Origin of the sequence: Celerinatantimonas diazotrophica, from assembly GCF_004339545.1 — a bacterium.
Classification (GTDB): Bacteria; Pseudomonadota; Gammaproteobacteria; order Enterobacterales; family Celerinatantimonadaceae; genus Celerinatantimonas; species Celerinatantimonas diazotrophica.
Genome location: NZ_SMGD01000011.1, coordinates 222,511 through 246,736, shown reverse-complemented (window position 1 = coordinate 246,736; position 24,226 = coordinate 222,511). Strand labels below are relative to the sequence as shown.

25 protein-coding genes and 5 tRNA genes are annotated in these 24,226 nt (G+C 42.8%); 21 read left to right on the top strand and 9 right to left on the bottom strand.

What is annotated here, in order from left to right:
- The first annotated feature begins 4 nt into the window (after positions 1–4).
- From EV690_RS04305 to hutH, 4 genes are read left to right on the top strand one after another with little or no spacing between them, the layout of a single operon-like run.
- Entirely contained in the window at positions 5–733 is a 729-nt protein-coding gene (locus tag EV690_RS04305) for an ABC transporter permease (protein WP_131911699.1), read from the top strand.
- Entirely contained in the window at positions 733–1,461 is a 729-nt protein-coding gene (locus EV690_RS04300) for an ABC transporter permease (protein ID WP_131911698.1), read from the top strand. The genes EV690_RS04305 and EV690_RS04300 overlap by 1 nt, the downstream gene beginning before the upstream one ends.
- Positions 1,461–2,237, top strand: a complete 777-nt coding sequence (locus EV690_RS04295) for an ABC transporter ATP-binding protein (RefSeq protein ID WP_131911697.1) — start codon at positions 1,461–1,463, stop codon at positions 2,235–2,237. The genes EV690_RS04300 and EV690_RS04295 overlap by 1 nt, the downstream gene beginning before the upstream one ends.
- A 3-nt stretch (positions 2,238–2,240) precedes the next feature.
- A complete protein-coding gene (hutH, locus tag EV690_RS04290; RefSeq protein ID WP_131911696.1) occupies positions 2,241–3,743 on the top strand; it encodes a histidine ammonia-lyase in 1,503 nt (500 codons plus the stop codon).
- 94 nt (positions 3,744–3,837) lie between these two features.
- On the opposite strand, the gene EV690_RS04285 is transcribed toward hutH, so the two are convergent.
- Positions 3,838–4,386, bottom strand: coding sequence for a DUF1439 domain-containing protein (locus EV690_RS04285; protein ID WP_131911695.1), 549 nt, complete (start codon positions 4,384–4,386; stop codon positions 3,838–3,840).
- A gap of 391 nt (positions 4,387–4,777) precedes the next feature.
- Here EV690_RS04285 and EV690_RS04280 point away from each other — a divergent pair, with 391 nt between their 5' ends.
- The 3 genes from EV690_RS04280 (at position 4,778) to EV690_RS04270 (ending at position 7,521) form a co-directional block, all read left to right on the top strand.
- Positions 4,778–5,713, top strand: coding sequence for an extracellular solute-binding protein (locus tag EV690_RS04280; protein ID WP_131911694.1), 936 nt, complete (start codon positions 4,778–4,780; stop codon positions 5,711–5,713).
- On the top strand, positions 5,714–6,466 hold the full coding sequence (locus tag EV690_RS04275; RefSeq protein ID WP_131911693.1) for a molybdate ABC transporter permease subunit: 753 nt from the start codon (positions 5,714–5,716) through the stop codon (positions 6,464–6,466). It abuts the gene before it with no gap.
- Between the two features lie 80 nt (positions 6,467–6,546).
- Positions 6,547–7,521, top strand: coding sequence for an endonuclease/exonuclease/phosphatase family protein (locus EV690_RS04270; RefSeq protein WP_317986200.1), 975 nt, complete (start codon positions 6,547–6,549; stop codon positions 7,519–7,521).
- On the opposite strand, the gene EV690_RS04265 is transcribed toward EV690_RS04270, so the two are convergent.
- A complete protein-coding gene (locus EV690_RS04265) occupies positions 7,502–9,103 on the bottom strand; it encodes a LysM peptidoglycan-binding domain-containing protein (protein WP_131911691.1) in 1,602 nt (533 codons plus the stop codon). The two genes, EV690_RS04270 and EV690_RS04265, sit on opposite strands and share 20 nt — an antisense overlap.
- A 63-nt stretch (positions 9,104–9,166) precedes the next feature.
- Complete coding sequence (gene gloB, locus EV690_RS04260; protein ID WP_131911690.1) at positions 9,167–9,937, bottom strand: hydroxyacylglutathione hydrolase; 771 nt, start codon at positions 9,935–9,937, stop codon at positions 9,167–9,169.
- A 76-nt stretch (positions 9,938–10,013) separates the two neighbouring features.
- Between gloB and EV690_RS04255 the strand changes: the two genes are divergently transcribed.
- Complete coding sequence (locus EV690_RS04255) at positions 10,014–10,727, top strand: class I SAM-dependent methyltransferase (RefSeq protein ID WP_131911689.1); 714 nt, start codon at positions 10,014–10,016, stop codon at positions 10,725–10,727.
- Here EV690_RS04255 and rnhA read toward each other — a convergent pair.
- Positions 10,716–11,189, bottom strand: a complete 474-nt coding sequence (gene rnhA, locus EV690_RS04250; RefSeq protein ID WP_131911688.1) for a ribonuclease HI — start codon at positions 11,187–11,189, stop codon at positions 10,716–10,718. The genes EV690_RS04255 and rnhA overlap by 12 nt on opposite strands.
- A gap of 51 nt (positions 11,190–11,240) precedes the next feature.
- On the opposite strand from rnhA, the gene dnaQ reads away from it, so the two are divergent.
- From dnaQ to EV690_RS04215, 7 genes are all read left to right on the top strand, one after another.
- Complete coding sequence (dnaQ, locus tag EV690_RS04245) at positions 11,241–12,032, top strand: DNA polymerase III subunit epsilon (protein ID WP_131911687.1); 792 nt, start codon at positions 11,241–11,243, stop codon at positions 12,030–12,032.
- Positions 12,033–12,036: 4 nt separating this feature from the next.
- A complete protein-coding gene (locus EV690_RS04240; RefSeq protein WP_131911686.1) occupies positions 12,037–13,428 on the top strand; it encodes a hypothetical protein in 1,392 nt (463 codons plus the stop codon).
- A 110-nt stretch (positions 13,429–13,538) separates the two neighbouring features.
- A tRNA-Asp gene (locus tag EV690_RS04235) sits at positions 13,539–13,615 on the top strand.
- A gap of 30 nt (positions 13,616–13,645) precedes the next feature.
- A tRNA-Asp gene (locus tag EV690_RS04230) sits at positions 13,646–13,722 on the top strand.
- Positions 13,723–13,754: 32 nt separating this feature from the next.
- Positions 13,755–13,831: transfer RNA gene (locus EV690_RS04225), tRNA-Asp, on the top strand.
- A gap of 36 nt (positions 13,832–13,867) precedes the next feature.
- Positions 13,868–13,944: transfer RNA gene (locus EV690_RS04220), tRNA-Asp, on the top strand.
- A gap of 27 nt (positions 13,945–13,971) precedes the next feature.
- Positions 13,972–14,048 (top strand) — tRNA-Asp (locus EV690_RS04215).
- A gap of 145 nt (positions 14,049–14,193) precedes the next feature.
- On the opposite strand, the gene EV690_RS04210 is transcribed toward EV690_RS04215, so the two are convergent.
- A complete protein-coding gene (locus tag EV690_RS04210) occupies positions 14,194–14,712 on the bottom strand; it encodes a DUF4823 domain-containing protein (RefSeq protein WP_131911685.1) in 519 nt (172 codons plus the stop codon).
- A gap of 480 nt (positions 14,713–15,192) precedes the next feature.
- Between EV690_RS04210 and EV690_RS04205 the strand changes: the two genes are divergently transcribed.
- From EV690_RS04205 to EV690_RS04195, 3 genes are all read left to right on the top strand, one after another.
- A complete protein-coding gene (locus EV690_RS04205) occupies positions 15,193–15,822 on the top strand; it encodes a LuxR C-terminal-related transcriptional regulator (protein ID WP_131911684.1) in 630 nt (209 codons plus the stop codon).
- A 216-nt stretch (positions 15,823–16,038) separates the two neighbouring features.
- Positions 16,039–16,617, top strand: coding sequence for a D-sedoheptulose 7-phosphate isomerase (gene lpcA, locus EV690_RS04200; RefSeq protein ID WP_131911683.1), 579 nt, complete (start codon positions 16,039–16,041; stop codon positions 16,615–16,617).
- 14 nt (positions 16,618–16,631) lie between these two features.
- The gene (locus EV690_RS04195) at positions 16,632–17,414 is read left to right on the top strand and encodes a class II glutamine amidotransferase (RefSeq protein ID WP_131911682.1); all 783 of its coding nucleotides are present in this window, start codon (positions 16,632–16,634) and stop codon (positions 17,412–17,414) included.
- Positions 17,415–17,459: 45 nt separating this feature from the next.
- Here the strand turns inward: EV690_RS04195 and purN are convergent, their stop codons facing one another.
- Both purN and purM read right to left on the bottom strand, forming a co-directional pair.
- The gene (gene purN / locus EV690_RS04190) at positions 17,460–18,122 is read right to left on the bottom strand and encodes a phosphoribosylglycinamide formyltransferase (protein ID WP_224054891.1); all 663 of its coding nucleotides are present in this window, start codon (positions 18,120–18,122) and stop codon (positions 17,460–17,462) included.
- On the bottom strand, positions 18,109–19,152 hold the full coding sequence (gene purM / locus EV690_RS04185) for a phosphoribosylformylglycinamidine cyclo-ligase (protein ID WP_131911681.1): 1,044 nt from the start codon (positions 19,150–19,152) through the stop codon (positions 18,109–18,111). The genes purN and purM overlap by 14 nt, the downstream gene beginning before the upstream one ends.
- A gap of 147 nt (positions 19,153–19,299) precedes the next feature.
- Here purM and upp point away from each other — a divergent pair, with 147 nt between their 5' ends.
- From upp to hda, 3 genes are all read left to right on the top strand, one after another.
- Complete coding sequence (gene upp / locus EV690_RS04180; RefSeq protein ID WP_131911680.1) at positions 19,300–19,926, top strand: uracil phosphoribosyltransferase; 627 nt, start codon at positions 19,300–19,302, stop codon at positions 19,924–19,926.
- A gap of 27 nt (positions 19,927–19,953) precedes the next feature.
- On the top strand, positions 19,954–20,976 hold the full coding sequence (locus tag EV690_RS04175; protein WP_165872656.1) for a DUF2066 domain-containing protein: 1,023 nt from the start codon (positions 19,954–19,956) through the stop codon (positions 20,974–20,976).
- A 75-nt stretch (positions 20,977–21,051) separates the two neighbouring features.
- Entirely contained in the window at positions 21,052–21,756 is a 705-nt protein-coding gene (gene hda / locus EV690_RS04170; protein WP_131911678.1) for a DnaA inactivator Hda, read from the top strand.
- A 23-nt stretch (positions 21,757–21,779) separates the two neighbouring features.
- On the opposite strand, the gene arsC is transcribed toward hda, so the two are convergent.
- Entirely contained in the window at positions 21,780–22,130 is a 351-nt protein-coding gene (gene arsC, locus EV690_RS04165) for an arsenate reductase (glutaredoxin) (RefSeq protein WP_131911677.1), read from the bottom strand.
- Between the two features lie 14 nt (positions 22,131–22,144).
- A complete protein-coding gene (bepA, locus tag EV690_RS04160) occupies positions 22,145–23,557 on the bottom strand; it encodes a beta-barrel assembly-enhancing protease (RefSeq protein WP_131911676.1) in 1,413 nt (470 codons plus the stop codon).
- Between the last annotated feature and the right edge of the window lie 669 nt (positions 23,558–24,226).

The window sequence follows — 24,226 nt, the reverse complement described above, 5'->3', positions numbered from 1 at the left end:
AATTATGAATGTACTGATTCAATCTATATTTGGGGAAAACAGTTGGAGTGGCTTGATTATTCAGGCCACGATTACCACTTTGCTGTTATCCATCGTTGCGATGATTGTTGGCGCGGTTATAGGGGCATTGGTAGCTTTATGTAAATTGTCTCCTCGTCGTTTATTTAATCAAATTGGCAGTGGTTATTCGATTATCTTTCGTGGCGTTCCTGAGTTATTAATTATCTACTTGTTTTATTTTGGTGGTTCTGGATTCGTTAGTTATTTTGCAAAGATGTTTGGGCATCAGGGATTCGTCGAAATTCCTCCTTTTTTAGTGGGGGCATTAGCTATTGGACTGATTAGTGCCTCCTACCAAGGCGAAGTATTTCGAGCGGCTAAAGCGGCTCAACCAGCCGGACAAATCGAAGCAGCTCTTGCTATTGGCATGAATAGAAAGTTTATTTTTCTTCGTATTATTGTTCCACAAGTCATTCGTTATGCACTTCCCGGTTTAGCGAATGTTTGGCAAATGAGTCTGAAAGACTCTGCGCTGATCTCAGTTACCGGGGTTATCGAAATTATGCGTGCAAGCCAAATAATTTCGGGTTCGACTGGCGAATATCTGCGTTATTACATGGTTGGTGGTGCTTGTTATTTGATTTTGACATTTATCACGAACCAACTATTTGAACGTATGGAAAAAAGAATGAACCACGTTCGTTCTAAATCAGCGGCGGAGGTGGCGGCCTAATGGATATCCAATTTATCTATCATACGGCCATGAAATTGCTGGCTGCTTTACCTATCACTTTAGAACTTTTTATCTGTTCGCTGATTTTAGGTTTGTTTTTGGCACTGGTTATTTTAGCTCTTAGGATTAACCAAAATTCTCTATTAAGCTATTTTGCGCGGGGATATATTTTAGTTTTTCGTGGTACGCCATTGTTGATTCAATTATTTGTCGTTTACTACGGTTTAGGTCAACTGGAGTGGATCCAAAATAGTTTTTTGTGGCCTATTTTTCGTGAACCTTTTAACTGTGCGGTGTTATCGATTTCGCTTTGTACGGCAGGCTATACCGCAGAGATCTTTCGGGGTGCATTGCTCTCTGTTCCAAGTGGACAAATTGAAGCAGGCAAAGCCTGTGGGATGAGTCGGGCATTGTTAATCCGCCGTATTATCGCACCGATCATGATCCGTTATGCATTACCTGCGTATTCAACCGAAGCAATTATGCTAATCAAATCAACGACACTTGCCAGCCTTGTTACGGTTTGGGACGTCACCGGTGTGGCGCAGCAAATTATTCAAAGAACATACCGAACTATGGAGGTATTTATCTGTGCGGCGGTCATTTACCTCATCATCAATTATGTCATTGTGAAAATCTATGGCTGTATCGAAAAGAAACTAACGGTGCATACTAAACCGGCTGACCAAATGGCTGAATCTAAGGCCATATCTGAGGAGTCTTGTTAATGAATTCTGTTCTTCCCACGACCTTAAATGTGTCGTCATTACATAAATCGTTTGGTGCAAATCAGGTTCTCAAAGGCATTTCGTTAGAGGCTAAAAAAGGTGATGTCATCTCCATTTTAGGCTCAAGTGGCTCTGGGAAAAGTACTTTTTTACGCTGCTTAAATTTTTTAGAACAGCCTGATTCTGGAACCATTCATGTTGCCGGTGAAAAAGTTATTTTTGAGCGTGAAAAAAAGATGCATCAGAGTATTTCCAATAAGCGTATAGAATACATTCGCACACGTTTAGGGATGGTCTTTCAAAGCTTTAATTTGTGGTCTCATTTAACGGTAGAACAGAATGTACTTGAAGGCCCAAGATATGTTCTAAAGCGCTCTAAAACTGAATGTGTCGAACAAGCTCATAGTCTACTTAACCGTGTGGGAATGTTTGAAAAGCGTCATTTTTATCCTGAACAACTCTCTGGTGGTCAGCAGCAGCGAGTTGCGATAGCCAGAGCCTTGGCGATGGAGCCTGATGTGATGTTATTTGATGAACCTACGTCAGCTTTAGATCCTGAATTAGTGGGGGAGGTTTTAAAAGTGATGCGAAGTCTTGCTGACGAAGGTCGGACAATGTTGGTTGTGACTCATGAAATGGGATTTGCTCGTAACGTGTCAAATCAGGTGATCTTTATGCATCAAGGGGTTATCGATTGTAAGGGAACGCCTGATGAGATGTTTAAGCAAGGTGGCTCTCATCGATTTAGTCAGTTTATTTCTAATAGTCACGAGTGATATATGAGCGAATCGAAAAATACCGTGCTGTGGCAGGGCCAAGAAATCATTTGGCAAGATGTGGTTAAAGTTGCTCGTCACCACTCAGTTTTACAGCTTTCTGAGACTATTTGGCAACGAATTCATCAATCTCACGATATCGTTCAGCAAATTGTGACAAGTCAAACCCGGGCCTATGGTATTACCACCGGGTTAGGGGCTCTAAGTGATGTGGTGTTGGATTCAGATAAGCTTAGTCAGTTATCGCATAATACGATTCAAAGTCATGCATGTGGTGTTGGCGAGCCTCTAACCGATGAACAAACAAGAGCGATTATTTGTGCGGCTATTGCTAATTATAGCCATGGACATTCGGGGATTTCTGCGGATGTTGTAAAAGCATTGCTTGCACTGCTTAATCTGCAAATTACACCCATAGTGCCTTCCCAAGGCTCTGTTGGCTATTTAACACATATGGCACATATCAGCTTGGCATTAATTGGCATGGGTGAGGTTCATTATCAAAATCAAAGAATGAGTGCCGAGCAGGCTTTACAACTTGCTGGATTAAAACCAGTTACGCTTGGGGCCAAAGAAGGGTTAAGTCTGGTGAATGGCACGCCATGTATGACTGGGCTGGCAAGTCTGGCATTGGCCGATGCAAGTATGCTCCTTAATTGGGCGGATATTATAGGTGCTATGAGTTTTGAATCGCTTAAAGGGCAGTTAGATTGCTTGGATGAACAGATGCTTGCGCTTAAACCAAATCCTGGTATTCAAACGGTAGGTAAGCGCATTCGAGAGTGTCTTAAAGGAAGTCAAATTTTAAGCCAATGTCAGGGGATTCGAACACAAGATGCCCTAAGTATTCGCTCTATGCCGCAGGTCCATGGGGCTTGTCGGGATCAGTTTGAACATTGTGAAAAACAGATTAATTGTGAATTAAATTCGGTAACGGATAATCCATTAATTCTGGGATCTGCTCAGCAGTGGCGTGTTATTTCACAAGCTCATCCTCATGGTGAATCTATAGCAATGGCAACGGATTTACTGGCCATTGCACTCGCTGAAATTGGCTCAATGAGTGAGCGACGCCTTGACCGATTACTCAACCCACTAGTGAGCCAGTTACCCGCCTTTTTAGTTGCAGAGCCAGGCGTAAATTCAGGTATGATGATTGCTCAATATACCGCTGCGTCTTTATGTGCGGATAATAAAGCGGCTGCTCAACCCGCCGTATTAGATAATTATGTCACTTCAGCCTTACAGGAAGATCATTTAAGCTTTGGGACAAGATCTGCTTTGAAATTGCATTCGGTGGTTGCCAATACTCGTCATATTTTAGCAATTGAATATATTTTGGCAGCACAGGCAGTTGAGTTTATCGGTCCTGACCTGATGGCAACTGGTACTTTTGTCGCTTGGCAGCATATAAGAGAGAAGGTACCGAGCTGGCAATCTGATCGCTGGTTAGCGCCGGATATTGATAGTGCGACATCGCTATTAAACTATCCGTCAATGATGTAGTTAGCGAAGACATTGTTTGTGTGCCGAGATGAAATTGGAGACTGTATTGAAAGGTGCAGAGGAACAAGCTGACGCAGTGTCAGCTCATCATTGATTATAAACTGAAATTAAGGTGGATTTGCCCTGGAGTAATTTCAATGTCATCGGCAAAACGTTTCACTAACCACTGCTTGGTTTTGTCCGGGTTGAGTTTATAAATCGGTTTGTTCTTGAGGTAGATAGCCAAAGATTTCTGAATTTTAGGTAAAAATCGTTTAACAATGGGGGATAGTTTAGCAGGCTGTATATCTTTAAGTTCAATATGAAGATTCGTCAGATAAATTGCGCCTTCTTTTTTATTGTAAACAGGTTTAGAGCTGAAGATCCCCTGGCTGGTGACTTCAAAATCTTTAATAATGCTATTGATACGAATTTGGATCTGACCTGTTAGTACCACTTGTTGGGTTTTATTGCGGCCAATTTGCACGTGCAATTGACTTAATTTCGAGTCAACTTCTGCCAGAGCACCAATGTTGTACGATTGTTTATAGTCATTATGTTTTTGAAGATAATGACTAATGTCAGCTTCTGATAGTTGATAACCACATCCGCTAACAACGGTGCAGGTTAGGGTGATTAAAAGTAGTAAGAGCGTTTTTTTCAAAGTAACTCCCCTCTGTGATAAACGATGCGCGTCATTCTACCAATATTTATCAGTAAAACTATCGAGGTTTTCTTATCTGTTCTTTAAGACAGTTCATTTTGTAATTCATCCAAGCATTAAACACCATTATTGAGCTAAATATTGAGTAACAAGAATCAAAAAGTGCTGGAAAAATGACTCGTCTAAGCAGTATTATCGTTATATATATTTATATATAACGAGTAGATAACGATCATCCGGTTCGGATACGGACACTAATTTTATCGGATGAACAATATAAAATTTATTATTTACAATAAAATCAAAATCTTACAGTCTATCCAATTCTTCTTCTGTCATGTTTATTGGCAATCTTAGGAAGATTCAACACTATTTTAAAAATGGAGTTTCGATGAATCGGTTAATTTTTCGCGCGTTTCGACATCACTATATAGCGATAGTGGCTTCAGCCATGGTATTAAGCTGTGGCGTGCAAGCTGCTGAAAATGTCCATGTGACTTACGCTGGCTCAATGGGCGTAGTGATGGATAAGGTCTTAGGGCCCGCGTTTGCTAAACAAAATGGCGTGCATTTTCAGGGGCAGGGACAAGGTGCTTATGGGATGGCACATTTGTTGGCATCGAAAAAAATTGTGGCTGACGTTTTTGTTTCTATTACTCCCGGACCGATTGAGATCCTTCAAAAAGCTGGATTAGTCGACCATGCGGTCCCTATCGCAAGTACCAGTATGGTGATCGCATACAATCCTAAAGGGAAATATGCGAAACAATTTGCTCAGGCTGCAAAAGATCCTAATCAGTCATGGTGGTCGGTGTTAGAAAAACCAGATGTGCATTTTGGCCGTTCTGATCCTAAAACGGATCCACAGGGACGAAATATTATTTTTACGATGCAGTTAGCCGGATTATATTATCACCATCCTAAGCTGGCGGAAAAAGTCTTAGGTGGCATACAGAATCCTAAACAAGTCTTTACTGAAGGTGGTTTATTAACGCGTCTTGAAGATGGACAAATTGACGCTTCGTCGGGTTATGAAGCTTCGGTCAAATCGGCTGGTTTGCCATTTATTAGTTTGCCTGATCAAATTAACCTGAGTAACCCAGAGATGTCTGCTAAATGGTATAGCAAAGCAGGTTTCGATATCAAAGATGCGCAAGGTAAAATGAAACATATGCGTACTCAGCCCTTGGTCTATTACGCTGCGGTACTTAAAAATGCACCCAATCCAAAAGAAGGGAGGGCATTTATTAAGTTTATGCGCAGCAATGAAGGATTAATGATGTTGGAAAAAAGTGGTTATAGTGCGCCTAAGGGTGGCAAAATTTAGGTGCGTTCATTTTCTCTGTCTATCCCTGCGCTAGCACTGCTACTAGCCCCGTTTGTGACCTTATTAGGCATCACGCCTTGGGGGCATTTTCACCTTGATTATGGTGACAGCCAGTCGATTGTTGTATCGCTGGGATTGGGGGCTATCGCATTAGCATTTATTTTTGTTCTTGGGACGCCACTGGCATGGTGGTTGGCTCGCAGCGAATCGCATTGGCGAAAAGCTGCTGAAATCATCGTGCTAGTGCCGCTATTAACTCCGCCTTTAGCAATGGGGATGCTGCTTGTCTCTGCCTATGGTCCATATAGTTCATTGGGGCAGTTATTGCATATAGTTGGTGTATCATTAAATAATAATCCTCCGGCGTTTGTACTGGCGCAGATCTATGCCGCTATGCCATGGTATGTGTTAACTGCTAGAGCTGCATTTGAACATATTCCCCGAGATATTGAAGATGTTGCAAAAACGCTAGGTGCCAACGGGCGACAAATCTTTGTTCGATTATCACTTCCTTTGTCTGCGCGAGGATTAGCAACAGGAGCCGCGTTAGCGTGGAGTCGCATTATCGGGGAGTTTGGGGTAGTGATGGTCTTTTGTTATTTTCCGCAAGGAATACCCGTCAAATTATATATTAACTTACAAGATAGTGGGGTGAATTCCGTTTATACCTTGTTATGGTTACTATTAGTGACTGCGTTGCCATTACCATTATGGTGCCTGATGCGCCATCGAACCAATCCATCACTCACGTGATGGATCACTTTGCTCCCTCTTTTCTGCCTTGTATTTATAAATCCCAGAACTTGTTTTTCTGACACTTATCGCCATATTAGATAAGGTGTGCCGCATTTAAATATCATTATACGGTAAACTCATCTAGGCTTTTTATAAGTAAGCTAGAGCACATAACAAGTTATTCCGAGTATGGAGAAGTTCTCATCATATCGAAGAATTATAAAAGATTATGGTGGATCATTGCTATTGTAGGCATGTTTGGTAGTGTCATGACAGTAGCGTTATATTTTGATATCCCACAGAAGACGAATGTTATGACAGTGCAACAGCAGCGTTATGCAGCTGAGTGTCCCGGTTGGGTTAAGTTAGCTGACGAGCAGGTATCTACCTTGCCCAAGCAATTTAGTATTGCCAGCTGGAATATCTACAAAACGCAAAACCTAGGTTGGAATAAGGTGTTAGGGAAGCTATCTCGCCAGGCGGATATTATTGCCTTGCAAGAAGCCCGAGAATCAACGACACAGGACTTTTGGCGCCAGTTGGGATGGTCTGCGACCATGCTTGAGGCCTTTTCGATGGGGCGGAAGAGCGTTGGTGTTCAGTTGGCTTCAGCCAAACCGCCAATGCAAGTTTGTGGTAGCCGCCAGCGTGAGCCACTTATTCAATTGCCAAAATCGCTGATTATCGGTGTTTATCCACTTGCTAATCAGACCGATGAATTATGGGTTATTAGTCTTCATTCGATTAACTTTTCGTTGCAGATAGCACCATATTTACAGCAATTAAATGAGATAGCGCGTTTGATTGAACAGCATAATGGCCCGTTGGTGATTGCCGGTGATTTTAATACTTGGAGTAAGCGCCGCCAACAGGTTCTGTTGGAATGGATGTCACAACACAAGTTAATTCCAGTGCGCTTTAAAAATGACAAGCGCAGCCGTTTCTTTGGCCACGCTTTAGATCATATGTTTTATCGGGGATTGAAATTGGTGCGCAGTCGTGTGATTACAACTAACGCATCCGATCATAATGCACTACTTGCTACATTCCAATCTATACGCTCAAACGAGTAATATCGACATAGACGCGTAATTTCTGGCCTGGTTGCAGATAACTATGGCGTTTTAAATCATTCCATTTTACCAAGTCAGTCACATGTACTTTAAATTTATTAGCAATCACTGACAGTGAGTCACCACTTCGTACCTTGTAAACAATTTTGCGTGTCACACCCGTTTTCTTAGCCGATATTTTTTGCCAAATAACCAGCTTTTGACCTTTGTGCAGAGCATCTTTGGGCGATAAACCATTCCACTTGGCTAGAATATGATAATCGACATGAAATTTACGACCGATTGTCCATAAGCTGTCACCGGATTGTACTTGGTAGTGCATTTTAATTGTCGAAGGATGTGAGCGGGATTGAATCTTAGCCAACCGCTGAGTTTCGCTTAAAATATACTGACTCGGTTTTCGTACTGAAACGGGAACAACTAGGTGTTGGCCAACTCGAATCAGGTTGGATCTGAGATGGTTAACACTACGGAGCATCTTGGGAGTTGTATGATAATAGGCCGCAATTTTATTTAAGCTATCCCCTGATTTTACTAAGTGGCGTTTCCACTGCACACGCTTACTTTTAGGGAGTTTCTCTAAAGCCTCTTTAAATTTATCGACTTTATTCATGGGGATCAATAAATGATGCGATCCATTCGGATCGGTTGCCCATCGATTAAACCCTGGATTAAGCTGATACAACTTAACTAGCTTCATGTCAGCCATTCTAGCTGCTAACGCCAGATCGATTTGACTGCCGATATTAACCGATTTTAGATAAGGCTTGTTCGCGATTGCTGGCAATTGAACCCCATATTTACTCGGATGTTTAATGACTTCACATAACGCGAGTAGTTTAGGAACATAAGCTTCTGTTTCAGAGGGGAGATCCAGATGCCAGAAATCTGTCGGACGATGATGGCGCCGGTTATAGCGAATGGCATCTAATACTCGACCTTGACCTGAGTTATAAGCAGCAATCGCATTAAGCCAGTTACCATCAAATAATTTATTGAGCCATGCCAGATAATCTAGAGCGGCATCAGTAGATGCGACGACATCGCGACGACCATCGTACCACCAGTTTCGGCGAAGCCCTAAATGGGTTGCGGTATCAGGAATAATCTGCCACATGCCTGAGGCTTGCCCATGTGAATATGCAAAAGGGTCATAGGCGCTCTCTATCACCGGTAATAAAGCCAGCTCCATTGGCATTTGGCGTTTTTGCAGTTGCTCGACAACCCAATACATATAAGGCGTTGCTCGTATAGAAACACGCTTCAAATAAGAAGGATGGTGACGGAACCAGTTAAGTTGTGACTGGACGCGTTTGTCATGGAGCGGAATCTTAAAGTGCATATTATCAGCTAAACGATTCCAGATATTGGTATAAACAACTGGCTGAGTATCCTCAGCATTTTCTACCGGCACAGTCGGCTGAGACTTTGTCGCGTCAACATTGGTCGTTGTCGAATCGGGCTCAGGTTGCTTCTGCGGCGACTTTACGGCTTGAGTCGGGGTATCTGTTTGATGATGCAACCGGGTCATTTGACATCCAGTTAAAGCCATCACCATCAAACTGACCAATGTTAAACGCATTGTCTTTTCTGCCACCTTGAAAAAAATGCTGCTATGGTACGGATAGTTTTTAATCTATTCAAGTCAGAATCGGTCTTTATAGGCTCTTAATTGGGTAAAAGTGGTCATTTCAGTGCTACAGTTTATTTGTAAAAGGTGGCTAAGTGCTTGTTGCAGTGAGATTTCATGGCAACGCATAAAGGGATTAAGCTTTTTTTGTGATGCTAAAGAAAAAGGCACAGTCGGTAGTCCTTGGGCACGTTGTTTGAGCATGTTTGTTTGATATTGTTGTAATAATGGGTTGTGAGGCTCGATTGTCAGGGCAAATTTGAGATTTGCCATTGTGTACTCATGAGCTGCGTAAACTTGTGTCTCTGAATTAAGCTTAGCGATATTTGATAGACTTTCTAGCATCTGCTCAACGCTACCTTCAAAAAGTCGCCCACAACCACAATTGAACAAAGTATCGCCACAAAATAACATTTCATCAGTATAATAGACAACATGACTGATTGTATGTCCGGGAGTCGCCATCACTTTGAGTGAGCAGTTTAGTTCATCAAGTGAGACAACATCACCATCGTTGACTCGCGTAGCGTTAAAAGGCAGTTTGATATTGGCTCCGGCAATGACCTGACATTCAGGGGCATATGCTTTTAGCTTTTTCACCCCGCCGATGTGATCCATATGATGGTGGGTGAGTAAAATATATTTAAGTTGCAAATCGAGTGCTTGAAGTCGCTCGATGACTGGCCCTGCTTCTCCAGGATCGACGACTGCACAGGCTGTCTCATTCGGTTGGTGAAGTAACCAAATGTAGTTATCATCAAATGCGGGGATTGTTATAACTTGCATGGTAACGTTTCCCTTATATTGTGAAAATTATGGAACATTCTATTGATAGTATGCCAGAAACAACGGAAGGAGTCCGATGAAGCCAGCAAAAATTAGCTATAAAATCATAAGCCCTTTGCATTGGCAGGACTTCAGTGGTGGAGAATGGCTAAAAGAGCAGGAACAAATACTTCTAGATCGTTATCTAGCTAAAATCTATGGTTATTATTTGATCAAACTTGGTCACCTCAGTACGGAAATGGATTGTCAACAATCGATGATTCGTAATCATATTAATGTTGCTGCTGCGCCCAATATTGCTCGAGGAATCGTTGCTGAATTAACAGCCTTACCTATTCAGCAGAGTAGTGTTGATTTATGTTTGCTGAGCCATACCCTGGATTTTGCCAGCGATCCCCATCAAATTTTACGGGAAGTTGAGCGAGTTCTCACCAGTGATGGCTATATTATTCTCAGTGGCTTTAATCCACTCAGCTTAATGGGAGTACGTGGATATCTAGGGCGTCGTCGCGTGATCCCTTGGGCATGTCGCATGTTTGCACCAATGCGGGTAAAAGATTGGTTGCATTTATTAGGATTTGAAGTCTTACATGATGAGCGATACGCATTTACCAGTTTTTCTGGCGTCAAGCCTATCGGTGATTGGTTGGAAAATGGCGGGCGAAAATATGCCCGAACATTTTCATCTTGTTATTTTATCGTGGCTCGTAAACGAACCTCTTTTTTAACGCCTATCAGCAATAAGTGGCGTTTAAAAAAAGCGATTTCCGTCACACCGTTAGCTAGCTGATTGTTCATAGCCTGCATCGATGCCCAATTCATTTGAATTGGCGGCATTGCGGGCTAATTCATCACAGCGTTCGTTTTCCTCATGTCCGGCATGCCCTTTGACCCAGTGCCATTGAATTTGATGACGTTTTGCTGCTTGATCCAAACGTTGCCATAAGTCGACATTTTTGACTGGCTGTTTGTTTGCTGTTTTCCAGTCGCGTTTTTTCCAGTTATGGATCCACTGAGTGATGCCTTGACGAACGTACTGACTGTCCGTGGTTAAAACCACTTCACATGGGCGGGTGAGCGTCTCTAGACCAACAATAGTTGCCAGCAGCTCCATTCGGTTATTGGTGGTCAAACGAAACCCTGCGGATAATTCGCGCTCTTTGTCGGCATATTGTAGGATAGCGCCGTAACCTCCTGGACCAGGATTGCCCAGACAAGAACCGTCGGTAAATAGTTGCACTGATTTAGTCATGTTTTGATAAAATATTAGCTAAGTTATCTTTAGTTTCGCATAGGTGAACGAGTGAGCCAAATTCAACAGAAGCGATTGATCGTTTTCGATACAGAAACCACCGGTATGAACAATGATGGTCCTGTTTATCTAGGGCATCGGGTTATCGAAATTGGTTGTGTAGAAGTTGTTGATCGAAAATTAACCGGTCGAACTTATCATGTTTATATTAAGCCCGATCGCCCAGTCGATCCTGAAGCGATAGAAGTTCATGGCATTACGGATGAATATTTGGCGGATAAGCCAGAATTTAAAGAAATCGCCGATGAATTTATTGCTTTTATTCGCGGTGCCGAAATTGTTGCGCATAACGCTGGATTTGACGTGAGTTTTTTGAATCACGAATTTTCGATGTTGCAGCATCTCAATGAAACGATTGAAGATATTTGTCAGGTGACCGATTCTTTGATGGTCGCAAGGCGAGGTGAATATCTGGGGCGCGAAGTCCAGCAAGTTCTTGGTAAACCTTTACCTTCACGCAAAAACCTAGACTCGTTATGTGATTATTACGGTGTGGATAGTAGCTCAAGGACCTACCACGGCGCGTTACTTGATGCGGAATTGCTTGCTGAAGTTTTTCTAAAAATGACAGGGGGACAAAGCCGGTTAAATTTAACTGATGATCAGGGCAGCGGTGCCGATAGTTATATTCAGCGCTTAACAAAAAATCGTCCACGACTTAACGTTGTTCAGCCTGATGCGGACGAATTAAAGGCTCATCAACAGCGACTCGAACTGGTTAAAGAAAAAGGTGGTCATTGCCTCTGGCTTGAAAATGAGCAAGAAGCATCCATAAGGGAGTAGCGGTGTGCAAAGCTTGCAACGATGGTTTGTTTTAATACTGATTGGTCTGGGAATATCACAGGTTCCATCTGTGTGGGCGGTTAATAGTAAGCCTCTTATCGATGTGTATCGTAATCACAATATTCCACTGATCGATAACCGTTTTCGCATTGACCCAAAAGTAAAAAAAGCCACGTTTCTATTGCATCGTCGACCCGGTTCGCCTTCGGGAATACTCGTGCGTCCGGATGGCAGCAAAGTCTATTCTTGGAATTTGCCAAAGAATGTGGATTGGTTGGAAAATCGTAATTTAGATATTGTCACCATTACTCATCCTATGCCCGGGCCTTGGCAGGCACTTGTTGAAACAAACAGTGATAAGAATGCCGTGCAGGTGATGAGTGATGTGGCGCTGCATGTTGAGCCTTTCCCGGTTGAAGTTTTTGTTGGAGAACGGCTCGTTCTAAAAGCAAGCTTATTGGAAAATGGCAAGCCGATTGTCTTTGGTCCTTATATGGACAATGTTTTGTTGGGCGTTAGTGTCGATAGTCAGGGGAGCGTTCAGGATGTGAACTATACGGTGGGGCATAAGAAACTGACTGCCCTTGCTGATAATGGTAAGGCATATGATGGTTATCCTCGCGATGGCATATACACCGGATATGTTAAATTGGATATTCCACCTGGCAAATATGACTTTAAAGTCTCAACTGCAAATGATGTATTCACTCGGGCGTATCAGCAAATTTTACTAGTAGCTCATCAGCCCTATTCCACGGAGCTCATTCTCCCTCAAGATGATCATCCCCTGGAGCTAAAGTTAAAAATTAACCCGGATGAAATCGCGCCTGATTCAGTCATTATCGATGGCCGGATTTATAATAATATCGATTTAAATCATCATTTTGAAATCCGCACTCGAAATGCACCTAAAAATTTGATTTTTGATCTGCCAACTCCCAAAAAACCCGGGACTTATCGCATGAACGCAACGGTTTATGCGAATACGCTCGGAGGGCGGCCGGTGGTAATGGATATGCCTGAAAAGAATTTTTATCTGGCACCTAAAAAAGCACCAGTGACAGAGGCGGATGAAAAAGTTGTTGAACCACCACCACCACCGCCAGCGAAATCGCATTGGTTAGGTTGGACCATAGCTATTGTGACTATATTGTTGATTTTGATTGGGAGCGGTGTGGCTTGGATATGGTGGCGTAAACGTAAGGCCTTTAAAAAAGCACTGGAAGAAGCTTCGATTAAAGCGGATGAAAATATTGAGCTTGAGCCTCAGACGAGCGCAGTGGATAATACGACTATAGCTCCGGCAGATTCGGCAGCTCCTGGGATGGAGGAGGATGAGCCTGATTTAACTCAGGATGATGAAAAAGAGTCCCCTAAAGAGCCACCTCCTCAATAAGTTGGCTGTTTATAGAGCAGTTGACACATTTTTTACAGAAAAAAGAGAAAAGCTAGTTGACTCGCTCTGCGCAGATACGTATTATCTGCGCCGCAGCTGAGGACAGATGCGGAGTGGTAGTTCAGTTGGTTAGAATACCGGCCTGTCACGCCGGGGGTCGCGGGTTCGAGTCCCGTCTACTCCGCCAATTTCTCCTTTTTGCTGTATATTTCGATACGGAGTGGTAGTTCAGTTGGTTAGAATACCGGCCTGTCACGCCGGGGGTCGCGGGTTCGAGTCCCGTCTACTCCGCCAATTTTGTTTCGAAATAGTAAGTTGATAGTCGCGGAGTGGTAGTTCAGTTGGTTAGAATACCGGCCTGTCACGCCGGGGGTCGCGGGTTCGAGTCCCGTCTACTCCGCCAACTTCAACATCTTTACAATGAATTGCAGTCTATTGCGGAGTGGTAGTTCAGCTGGTTAGAATACCGGCCTGTCACGCCGGGGGTCGCGGGTTCGAGTCCCGTCTACTCCGCCAATTGTACTGTGATTGAGCTTTATGCGCGGAGTGGTAGTTCAGTTGGTTAGAATACCGGCCTGTCACGCCGGGGGTCGCGGGTTCGAGTCCCGTCTACTCCGCCAATTTTAAAGTTCTGATCTTCATCTCTTATATTGATATATCCTGCAAGTTTTACTTAATCCTCCCATGCTTGGCTAATGGCAGCTTTTGGTGTCTGCTCATGTTATTTCTTTCTGCCTTTTTGTGTCATCCCTGACAAAAAAATCATTATTTACTACGAGGTGATTGCGTCGATTTCTCACTTTGCTGTTGGTAGAGCGCCTTAACTGTTAGTCTAACTTGATTCGCCAAAATGGGGTCAGGTTGACCGATTAAGGCCGAGCTCTTATTCGCATTGATAATTTGGGTGGCGATAACTTGCCGTGATCTGATGTCATAGATTGCGATTTTTAAGCTTGGATGCTGAGTTTTAGGATCGGTTGCATTCCAGAATACCCATTGCGGTGAAACATAATAATAATATCCTTGAGATTTAGGACCTGCGAGACAGTCGACACTATTGCAGGCTGGGCTATAGGTTACTTTTGCCTTGCTATAGTGTTTAAAAGCTTGGGTCAGTGCCAAAGAGCCTTCATCATTCATTTGCTGGTTCTGGTTTGGGCCGTTAATCGGTTGGCGAATCCGACTAATTAAGACATTATGATGTTCTTTTAATGGTGTTGCCCAAAGAGGAAAGCTCAGAGCACTTAAACAAGTGTAAATCAGGATACAAAAGAGTTTTCTCATTGTTTACCGGTTCAGTCATTATTTTGTTTCATCATGGCGGATAACCAGTTTTGATACAACCAACTCTAAGTGACCATTTTTTGCCTACTCGATAAAAATACAAGTTTCTAGTAAATCAAAATGATTAAATTTATGGGAATAATTTCATCAAATAAGACTAATTATAAAGTATGATATTTTTAATATAATCCATTGAAAATAATGAGGTTTGTATTGCTATTATGTATAATGCATCTACCTGTGGGGTTGGGAAGTGGAAAGTTTTGTTTACATTTTTTGTAGTGATATTTCGTACCCGCTTAGGGGTAAGTATATAGTTCTACTAATTTCCTGATAAAATCCCCCTATTAAGTCAGTTACATAGCGTAGCTTGATTCGTTTTTTTAATAAATTTTGTCCGGATTAGTAATGTTTTAGCAAGTATTGAGGGAACTCGTTCATACTCGCTTGATTAGATAGAGGCCGGAATAGGGGGATATCATGGCAAATAGGCTGATTTTGATCTCATCTGGTGGTGTATTTTCATCGGCATTAATGAATCATCTGTCTTCTACATTATCAATGGACTACGAAATTTGTGTGTCACCCAGTGACTTTCCTCGTGAGAATGACCATTTCGTAGTATTAGTCGATTATCAGACGGTGCGTGCTGTAAATAGTCCATGGTTTGAATTTTTCACACCATTTAATCAGCAAATTAAAGTGTTATTACTTGATTACCCAGAAAAAGAACCCTTGGATATCGTCAGTAGTTTGAACAATGTTTGTGGCGTATTTTTCAGTTCTGATTCATTAGAAACCCTTGAAAAAGGGATCCGTAAAGTGATGGAAGGGGAAATGTGGTTTGGCCGACAGTTAGTCGGGGAATTATTGCAATTATATAAACGCAAAGTTGGGGAATCAAAACCTACTAAGCAGATTAAAATATCACCCCGAGAAGTCGAAGTTTTACGTTGTCTGTCGGTTGGTTATTCCAATCACGATGTTGCCCAAAAACTACACTTAAGCGAAAATACAGTTAAATCACATTTGTTTAATATTTTTCGCAAACTCAATGTGAAAAATCGCACTCAGGCTGTCTCTTGGTTTAATAGCCATTACAGCATGTAATATCGATAGGGTGATTCTCTTGGTCACCTTCCGTTTATTCGCTTATTTCGCAGCGGTTCATGACATGATGTTTAACGTCATGTCTTACCCTCTATCGATAGATTGACTGTTTTATCAAATATATGTGATTTGTTGCCCAACAAGGTGTATTGCTTAGTGAGGCTACGTGAAAAATCCAGTATAGTGAAGCCAGTTAAGTCAATTGAGTAGAGTTTTATGAGCCATAAATTAATCCTTTCACAACTGCAAGAAGCTGCCTCAGTCTTAGACCATTTTTTAAATGATCCGAGCAATATTGAAGCGATAGAAAATGCGGCCACTGTCATTGCTGATAGTTTTAAACAAGGTGGTAAAGTTATCTCTTGTGGCAACGGTGGTTCTCACTGTGACGCCATGCATTTTGCTGAGGAGTTAACGGGGCGTTATCGGGATAACCGTCCGGCTTATCCTGCGATTGCGATTTCAGATCCGAGTCATATTTCTTGTGTGGGGAATGACTACGGATTTAATGATATATTTTCTCGTTATTTAGAAGGCTTGGGAAACTCTGGTGATGTCCTCTTAGGTATTAGTACTAGTGGTAACTCAGCGAATATTATCAAAGCGATTGAAGTTGCACGTAAGCAGTCAATGAAAGTTGTAATTCTCACGGGTAAAGATGCTGGTAAAATGGCTGGTTTGGCTGATTGCGAAATTTGCGTGAAACACTTTGGATATGCAGACCGAATTCAGGAAATTCATATTAAAGTGATTCATATCTTAATCCAGCTGATTGAACAGAAAATGGCCGCTTAGGAGGTTTGCAGTTCGTGTGTGAGTTGTTAGGTATGAGTGCCAATGTGCCGACTGATATTTGTTTTTCGCTGACGGGGTTAGTGCAGCGTGGTGGTCATACTGGGCCTCACCGAGATGGCTGGGGCGTTACTTTTTATGAAGGTAAAGGGTGTCGGAGTTTTAAGGATCCGGCGCCTAGTGCCGAGTCCATTATTGCCAAAATGGTGTTGGATTATCCCATAAAGAGTTGTGCGGTTATTAGTCATATTCGCCAAGCTAATCGTGGTGGCGTTAGTTTAGAAAATACCCATCCATTTACCCGAGAGTTGTGGGGCCAAAATTGGACCTACGCTCATAATGGTCAACTGCGTGGCTATAAAAAACTTGATACAGGCTTTTATCGGCCTATCGGACAAACCGATAGTGAATGGGTCTTTTGTTGGATATTAGAGCAGTTGCGCAAGCGTTATTCTCGCCGACCAGGGCAGATGAATGCGGTTTTTTCATTTGTTGCTTCCTTAGCCGACGAGCTCAGAGCGCTGGGGGTTTTCAATATGCTATTGAGTAATGGTGATTACGTTATGGCATATTGCTCAAATAACTTGCATTGGATTACCCGTCGAGCGCCTTTTGGGCAAGCGCGTTTACAGGATGCGGATGTAACGGTTGATTTTCAAACCCAGACTACACCCGATGATGTTGTCACAGTTGTGGCAACGCAACCTCTGACGTGTAATGAAAATTGGCATAAAATGGTGCCAGGTGAGTTTGCATTGTTTCGCTTGGGCGAATTATGTCTTAGTCGGGTGATGAATTAACATTTAAGGCAAGGATGCCCTGAAATTAAATTTCAGGGCATTGATTTATTCAGCAGCGTATCCGTTTGGGCCTAAAGGATGATTGTCCAACCATGCTTTTTTATCGCGCATAATAAGCCTGTTTTCACAAAACCATTTGACCACTAATGGATAACTAGTGAGTTCTTGGCTGTTGACTCTTTGCGCTATTCGTTCAGCATCATCATCGGCGAAAATTGGCACTTTTGCTTGCAATATGATCGGACCACCGTCCAGCTCATCTGTGACAAAATGAATACTACAGCCACTCTCTTTATCACCATTATCCAAGGCTCGCTGATGAGTATTCAGTCCTGGATATTTAGGTAATAATGATGGGTGGATATTGAGCATTCGGCCATGATAAGTATTGACAAAATCAGTGCTCAAAATGCGCATAAATCCGGCCAATACCACCAAATCAACTGAGTAGTCGGCCAATAAATCTGCTAAAGCACGATCATAATCGATGCGTTCAGGATATTCTTGAGCACGGATAACAGCTGTATCGATTCCTGCTTCAGCTGCACGGGTTAAACCTTTTACCCGTGCTTTATTACTAACAACCAGGACGATTTCAGCATTGATATAGCAATGGTTGCAGGCATCAATTAGTGCCTGCAAATTACTGCCAAATCCTGAAATCAAAACAGCGATACGTTTGCTCGGTATCGGGTTAGGCAAAGACAACTTGTGCCTCTTCTTCGGCTTCTAAAGCTTGTATTTCACCTAATACCCAAGCTTTTTCGCCAGCTGCATGCAATGTGTCGATAGTTTGTTGAACTTTCGTTTGGGCAACGGCAACCACTAAACCTACACCGCAGTTAAAAGTGCGATACATCTCTTCTCGAGAAATATTGCCGTTTTCTTGCAGCCAGTTAAAGATTTCAGGCCATTGCCAGCTAGATTCATCAATCACTGCTTTGCAATTTTTGGGTAATACTCTGGGGATATTTTCCCAAAAGCCGCCACCGGTGATGTGCGAGAAAGCATGCACGTCAACTTGTTTAATCAAAGCTAATGCTGATTTGACATAAATGCGGGTGGGAGTAAGTAGCGTTTCGCCTAACGTAGTTTCACCAAAACTTTGAAGAGGATCTGCTCCGGAAACTTCCAGAATTTTTCGGATCAAAGAAAATCCGTTGGAATGAGGCCCACTTGAACCCAGCGCGATTAGAGCATCACCTGAGGCAACTTTAGAACCATCAATAATGTTTTCTTTTTCCACGACCCCTACACAAAAACCTGCAATATCATAGTCTTCACCATGGTACATCCCTGGCATTTCTGCAGTTTCACCACCAATCAAGGCGCATCCTGACTGTTTACAGCCGTTGCCAATTCCAGTGACTACGTCGGCTGCTGCATCGACATCCAATTTACCAGTGGCGTAATAATCTAAAAAGAATAGTGGTTCAGCCCCTTGGACAATCAGGTCGTTGACGCACATTGCGACTAGATCGATTCCGACGCTGTCGTGTTTCTTAAGGTCCATGGCCAGTCGTAGTTTGGTACCGACACCATCAGTACCTGCAACTAATACGGGCTCTTTATAACGAGCGGGGATCTGGCACAATGCGCCAAAGCCACCTAATCCACCCATGACTTCCGGGCGTGAGGTGGCTTTGCTGACACCTTTAATTCGCTCAACTAAAGCATTCCCTGCGTCAATATCGACGCCGGCATCCTTGTAACTTAGGGGGGGAGTTTGCTTACTCACAAAATTACCTGCTGCTTAGGGTTAGAATCTGGGGGTATTTTAGCAATGTTGTAAGGTCTAGAACAGTCATGGACGATTAACAGCGACATTTTCCTGTTTTCCTGTAAAATTAAACGGAATAATTAGATATTTAATGGGAGAGAAAGGATGAAGGTCGTCGAGGTTAAGCATCCCCTGATTCGACATAAACTGGGTTTAATGCGTGAAGCCGATATTAGCACGAAGCGGTTTCGTGAATTAGCAAAGGAAGTCGCCAGTCTGCTCACTTATGAAGCAACTTCAGATTTGGTCATGGAGCAGGTGACAATTGACGGTTGGGCTGGACCGGTCAATGTGGAGCAGATCCAGGGGAAAAAAGCGACCGTCGTGCCGATTTTACGTGCAGGGTTGGGGATGATGGATGGTGTGCTTGAGCATATGCCGTCAGCAAAAGTAAGCGTTGTCGGTATGTATCGTAATGAAGAAACGCTTGAGCCTGTTCCTTACTTTGAAAAATTAGTGGGACAACTTGACGAACGTTTGGCTTTGGTTGTTGACCCGATGCTAGCAACAGGTGGTTCTATGATTGCTACCATTGACCTATTAAAAGATAAAGGATGTAAAAAAATCCGGGTATTAGTCTTAGTTGCAGCGCCTGAAGGACTAAAAGCGTTAGAACAAGCTCATCCTGATATTGAGCTTTATACTGCCTCGATTGATGAAAAGTTAAATGCAGACGGTTATATTATGCCTGGGCTTGGAGATGCGGGTGATAAAATCTTCGGGACTAAATAATTTTTTATAACCATGAAAGAGGGCCGTATGCACGCGATGAAAAAAATCCTGTTTGTTTTGTTTGGATTCTGTTTAAGCCATGCGGCCTTTGCGATGCAATCTGTTGATCCATATCAGGTTACTGTTCCCGCTAGCGGTCAGTTAAGCCAAGATCAGCAAGCTGCATTTAAGCTTTTGATTGAACGTTTAACCGGTAATGATAAGGCCTTATCGAATCAAGCTATCGCAGATGCCCAATCTCACGCAGGGGATTATTTACAACAATATTCTTATCAAAATTCTCAAACACATCAACAGTTACAGGCCACCTTTAATCGCTCGCAAATAGAGACGTTGTTAACCCAATCAGGGGTTGCTTTCTGGGCTCAAGACAGGCCTATTATCTTGGTTTGGTTCGCGAGTGAACAGCAAAACCAGCGTCACATTGAGGCAGATGGTAGTGCCAGTGCGGTCGCTTTGCAAAAACAAGCAAAAGATTTGGCATTGCCGATGATTTTCCCAATTATGGATTTAGATGACTCAATGGCCGTGTCTGTCTCCGATATATGGGGGGAGTTTAATCAGCCTATCATTAAAGCGAGCCGTCGTTATGGCGCGGATATTGCGTTAACTGTTAAAAGCTATTCTGATAATGGTAGTATGCATTTAAATTGGCAAATTCTCGATGTGCATCAGGGTCAGCTGATTAATAGTGGCGAGCTCAGCGGTGATCTGTCAACGGATAGTGAGTCAAACCTGACCCATCAGATGCTTGAGCAGATAGCTAGCCAATTAGCATCACGCTATGCCGTTGTGCGGTCGGTCAAATCGGATAGTCATGTTATTTTAAGTTTTGCTCATATTGATAATTTCACCCAATATCAGCATCTCTATAGATTTTTGATGAGCCAGCCCAGCGTTGACGCAGCAAATCTGCAACAGGTGAAGGCTGATGATTACCAGTTTGAGGTACATTTAGTTGGCCCCTGGAAGTCACTCCAGTCGGCTTTGGAACTTGATGATCATTATACTTCGGTAGTCGGTGTGCCGTATCATTATGATGTCCAATAGAAATACCTAGCTGTTGTTTCTATCATGATGCCATGGTTATAATAATGAAGAATTGTTTAGAGTTGCTATTATCTGTTGACTAAATCACCACAGTTATCTCTGCCGGTTCATCTTCCTGATGATGAGCGGTTCGCAAGTTTCTATGCCGGCGAGAATTCACAGTTGCTTTCAGCGCTTCAGAACTTAGCGTTGGATCAGGGCGAGCGGATGCTCTATATCTGGGGAGCACCTGACTCTGGCCGGTCTCATTTACTTCATGCCAGTTGTGCTGAAATGAATAGTTGTAATATGGCAACAGCTTACCTTCCTTTAGATATGCATGCGATGATGGCTCCGGCTTATTTAGAAGGCTTAGAGTCTATGGCATTGGTGTGCCTAGATAATATTGATGCTGTTGCTGGCCATAAAGATTGGGAAACCGCTATTTTTGATTTCTATAATCGGCGTAAAGAGTTAGATGATTCAACGCGTTTGATTGTGACTGCCAATGCTCCGGCTAATCAGTTGGAGTGGGCTCTACCTGATCTGGCTTCGCGTTTGAGTTGGGGGGTGACTTATCGTCTGATTGAATTGTCTGATGCCCAAAAATTAAGTGCCCTGCAGCTGCGAGCTGAGTTGCGAGGTTTACGAATGCCCCTAGAGGTTGCTCGATTTTTAATCAAACGGATTTCCCGCGATATGCCGACGTTGCTCTCTACATTAGATAAGCTTGATCGAGCCTCTATTACCGAGCAACGCAAGCTTACGATCCCCTTTGTTAAAGAGACATTAGGATTATAGCCATCATCCTAATGTTGCGTTGGCTAGCTAAATAGCGTGTGAATGTTCTCAGGAGGACGGCCAATAACAGCTTTCTCACCATTGACAACTATGGGACGTTCTATCAGTTTGGGATGTTTGGCTAACACTTCAATCCATTGCTGTTCATTGAGAGTTTGGTTGGCTAATCCCAATTCTTTAAATAACTGTTCTTTACGTCTGACTAAGTCTTGTGCTGGAATTGCCAGTTTTGCCAATATCTCCTTGAGCATTGTACTATTGGGAGGTGTTTTTAAGTATTCAACAATGGCAATGTCCTGAGTGTGTTCTTTTAAAAGCTCTAACGTCTGACGTGATTTAGAGCAGCGTGGATTATGATAAATTGTGACGGTCATGGGTTCACCTTTGATTACAAATGTTGTAACTGTTCAAGTTGTTTTTGACTGGCTTTAAACTCTTTTATTCGGGCTTTTATCCGCGCTTTAGCTAAAGGATTAGAGGTCGTTCTCAGCGCATTTCTCAACTCATTAATTCCCTGAGTGTACTGGCCTCGCAGGGCAAAATATTCCCCACGGGCTTGCTGCATTTTGGCTGTTAAATGCTGGTGTTGATAGGCTTCAATGAGTGTTTGCCATCCCAACAGATCATTTTGATGTTCTCTTAAATAGCGATCCAACAGTTGTGATGCTTTAGCATCCTGTTTATTCGCCATATAGGCAGCAGCCAGGTTGATAATCACAATACGATTATCTGGATAACGTTGATAGGCATTCTGCAATCGTTTTACCGCTTTAGCTGTTTTTTTCATTGCAATATCGATATCAGATTGGGTATCGAGTATATACATACTTTGCGGATGCTTTTTAGCCAATTTTTCAATCAGTTCGTGTGCTTTTTCGTATCTTTTCTGGGCAAACAATGCCAAAGTGAGCCCGTATAAAGCTGCATCCTTGAGTCTATAATTATGATTTTCTAGCTGGTTATGAAACAAGCTGTATGCCTGATCCGGGTCTAGATCATCAAAACGAACCTGTATACGAGCCTTTGCCATCTGAAAATCGAGACTTGGCGCAATGTACTTATTTGGATATTGACTTGCTCTTGACTGAGCATCGGCAATACGCTGTGAGGTTAAAGGATGATCAACAAGCCAAGCAGGCGGCTTGCTGGAATAGCGATACTTGGATGCAAGCAAGCTAAAGAAATCGACCATCGCATGTGGGTTGAAACCACTACGATGTAAGACCTGCATTCCGATATGATCGGCTTCATATTCGTTCTGGCGGGTATAATTAATCTGATGCTGAATGCTGGCTGCCATGGTGGTTTGCATGGCTGCAATCCCCGCCATTGGATTGGCAATTGCGACAATAAATGAGCCGAGTAATCCAGCTAGGGTTAAGTGGCTGGCGGCAGCTGATTTTTCTAAGCTTCGGGCAATGTGACGTTGTGTTACATGGCTAATTTCGTGAGCCATAACCGATGCCAGCTGACTTTGAGTTTGGGCCATTACCACTGTTCCGGTATTGACCTTAACATAACCACCTAAAAAAGCGGCTGCATTAATACTACTGTCATTGACTAAAAAGAAATGAAAAGGCAGAAGGACGTTATCGGCATGGGCTACCAAGCGATGCCCTAGTTGGTTGATATAGTTTTCAAGCAGAGGGTCTTGTACAATCTGTGTACTGGCGCGCATAGCCCGCATGTAGGCGTCACCGTATTGCTTTTCTTGAGCAATGGAAAGTGCCTGGGAACCAACAATGCCAATCTCTGGCAGCGATGTGCTGTCTGCCCAGCTTTGCAGCGAAATGATGAACACCAATAATCCCAAGAATAGCTCTCTGGCTAAACCTCGAGCATGCTCACGATAAAATGTTGTGACGATCTTTATTCACCTTAATTCATAATATCAATTGCTTAATCATAACGAAATTAGTCTCAGCCGGACACTGCCATTCAAGCGTCTCGAGCTATCTCACTGATAGTATCACAAGCCAGCCGTGCCATCCGGTTAGGCCGGAGAAAATATTTATTGCTCAAAATCAGCGTGTGGCCTGTATTTTTTGCTATAAAAGAAATCAATGAGCAAAAATTTTCAGATATTCTAATACAATTAAATGATTGGTTAAAATATCCAATTTACTAGGGACTGTTGACCTTTGGTGGTTGAATTTTATTCAAATTAAACGCATTTTGAACGCGGCGCACCCTGCGTCGCTTAATGAGTGAAGCAAGCAGGGGGCAACAAAGTTCAGGATGCGTTTAAATGAACCCCAAGGGCAGTATCTGAGAGGAATTTATCCAGCGTTAAACGTTCTTTGTGGAGAATAACGACACGGCACAACGTTTGCCTTGCCTAAATCCCTCTCAGATTTCTGCAAAACTAATCACGAAAGGTCAACAGTCCCTAGATAGTGATGGTATAAATTCATACAGCGATGAAGGTCAAGCTATGGTAGTCTACGCCTTCTACTTTTGTTGAAAGGGT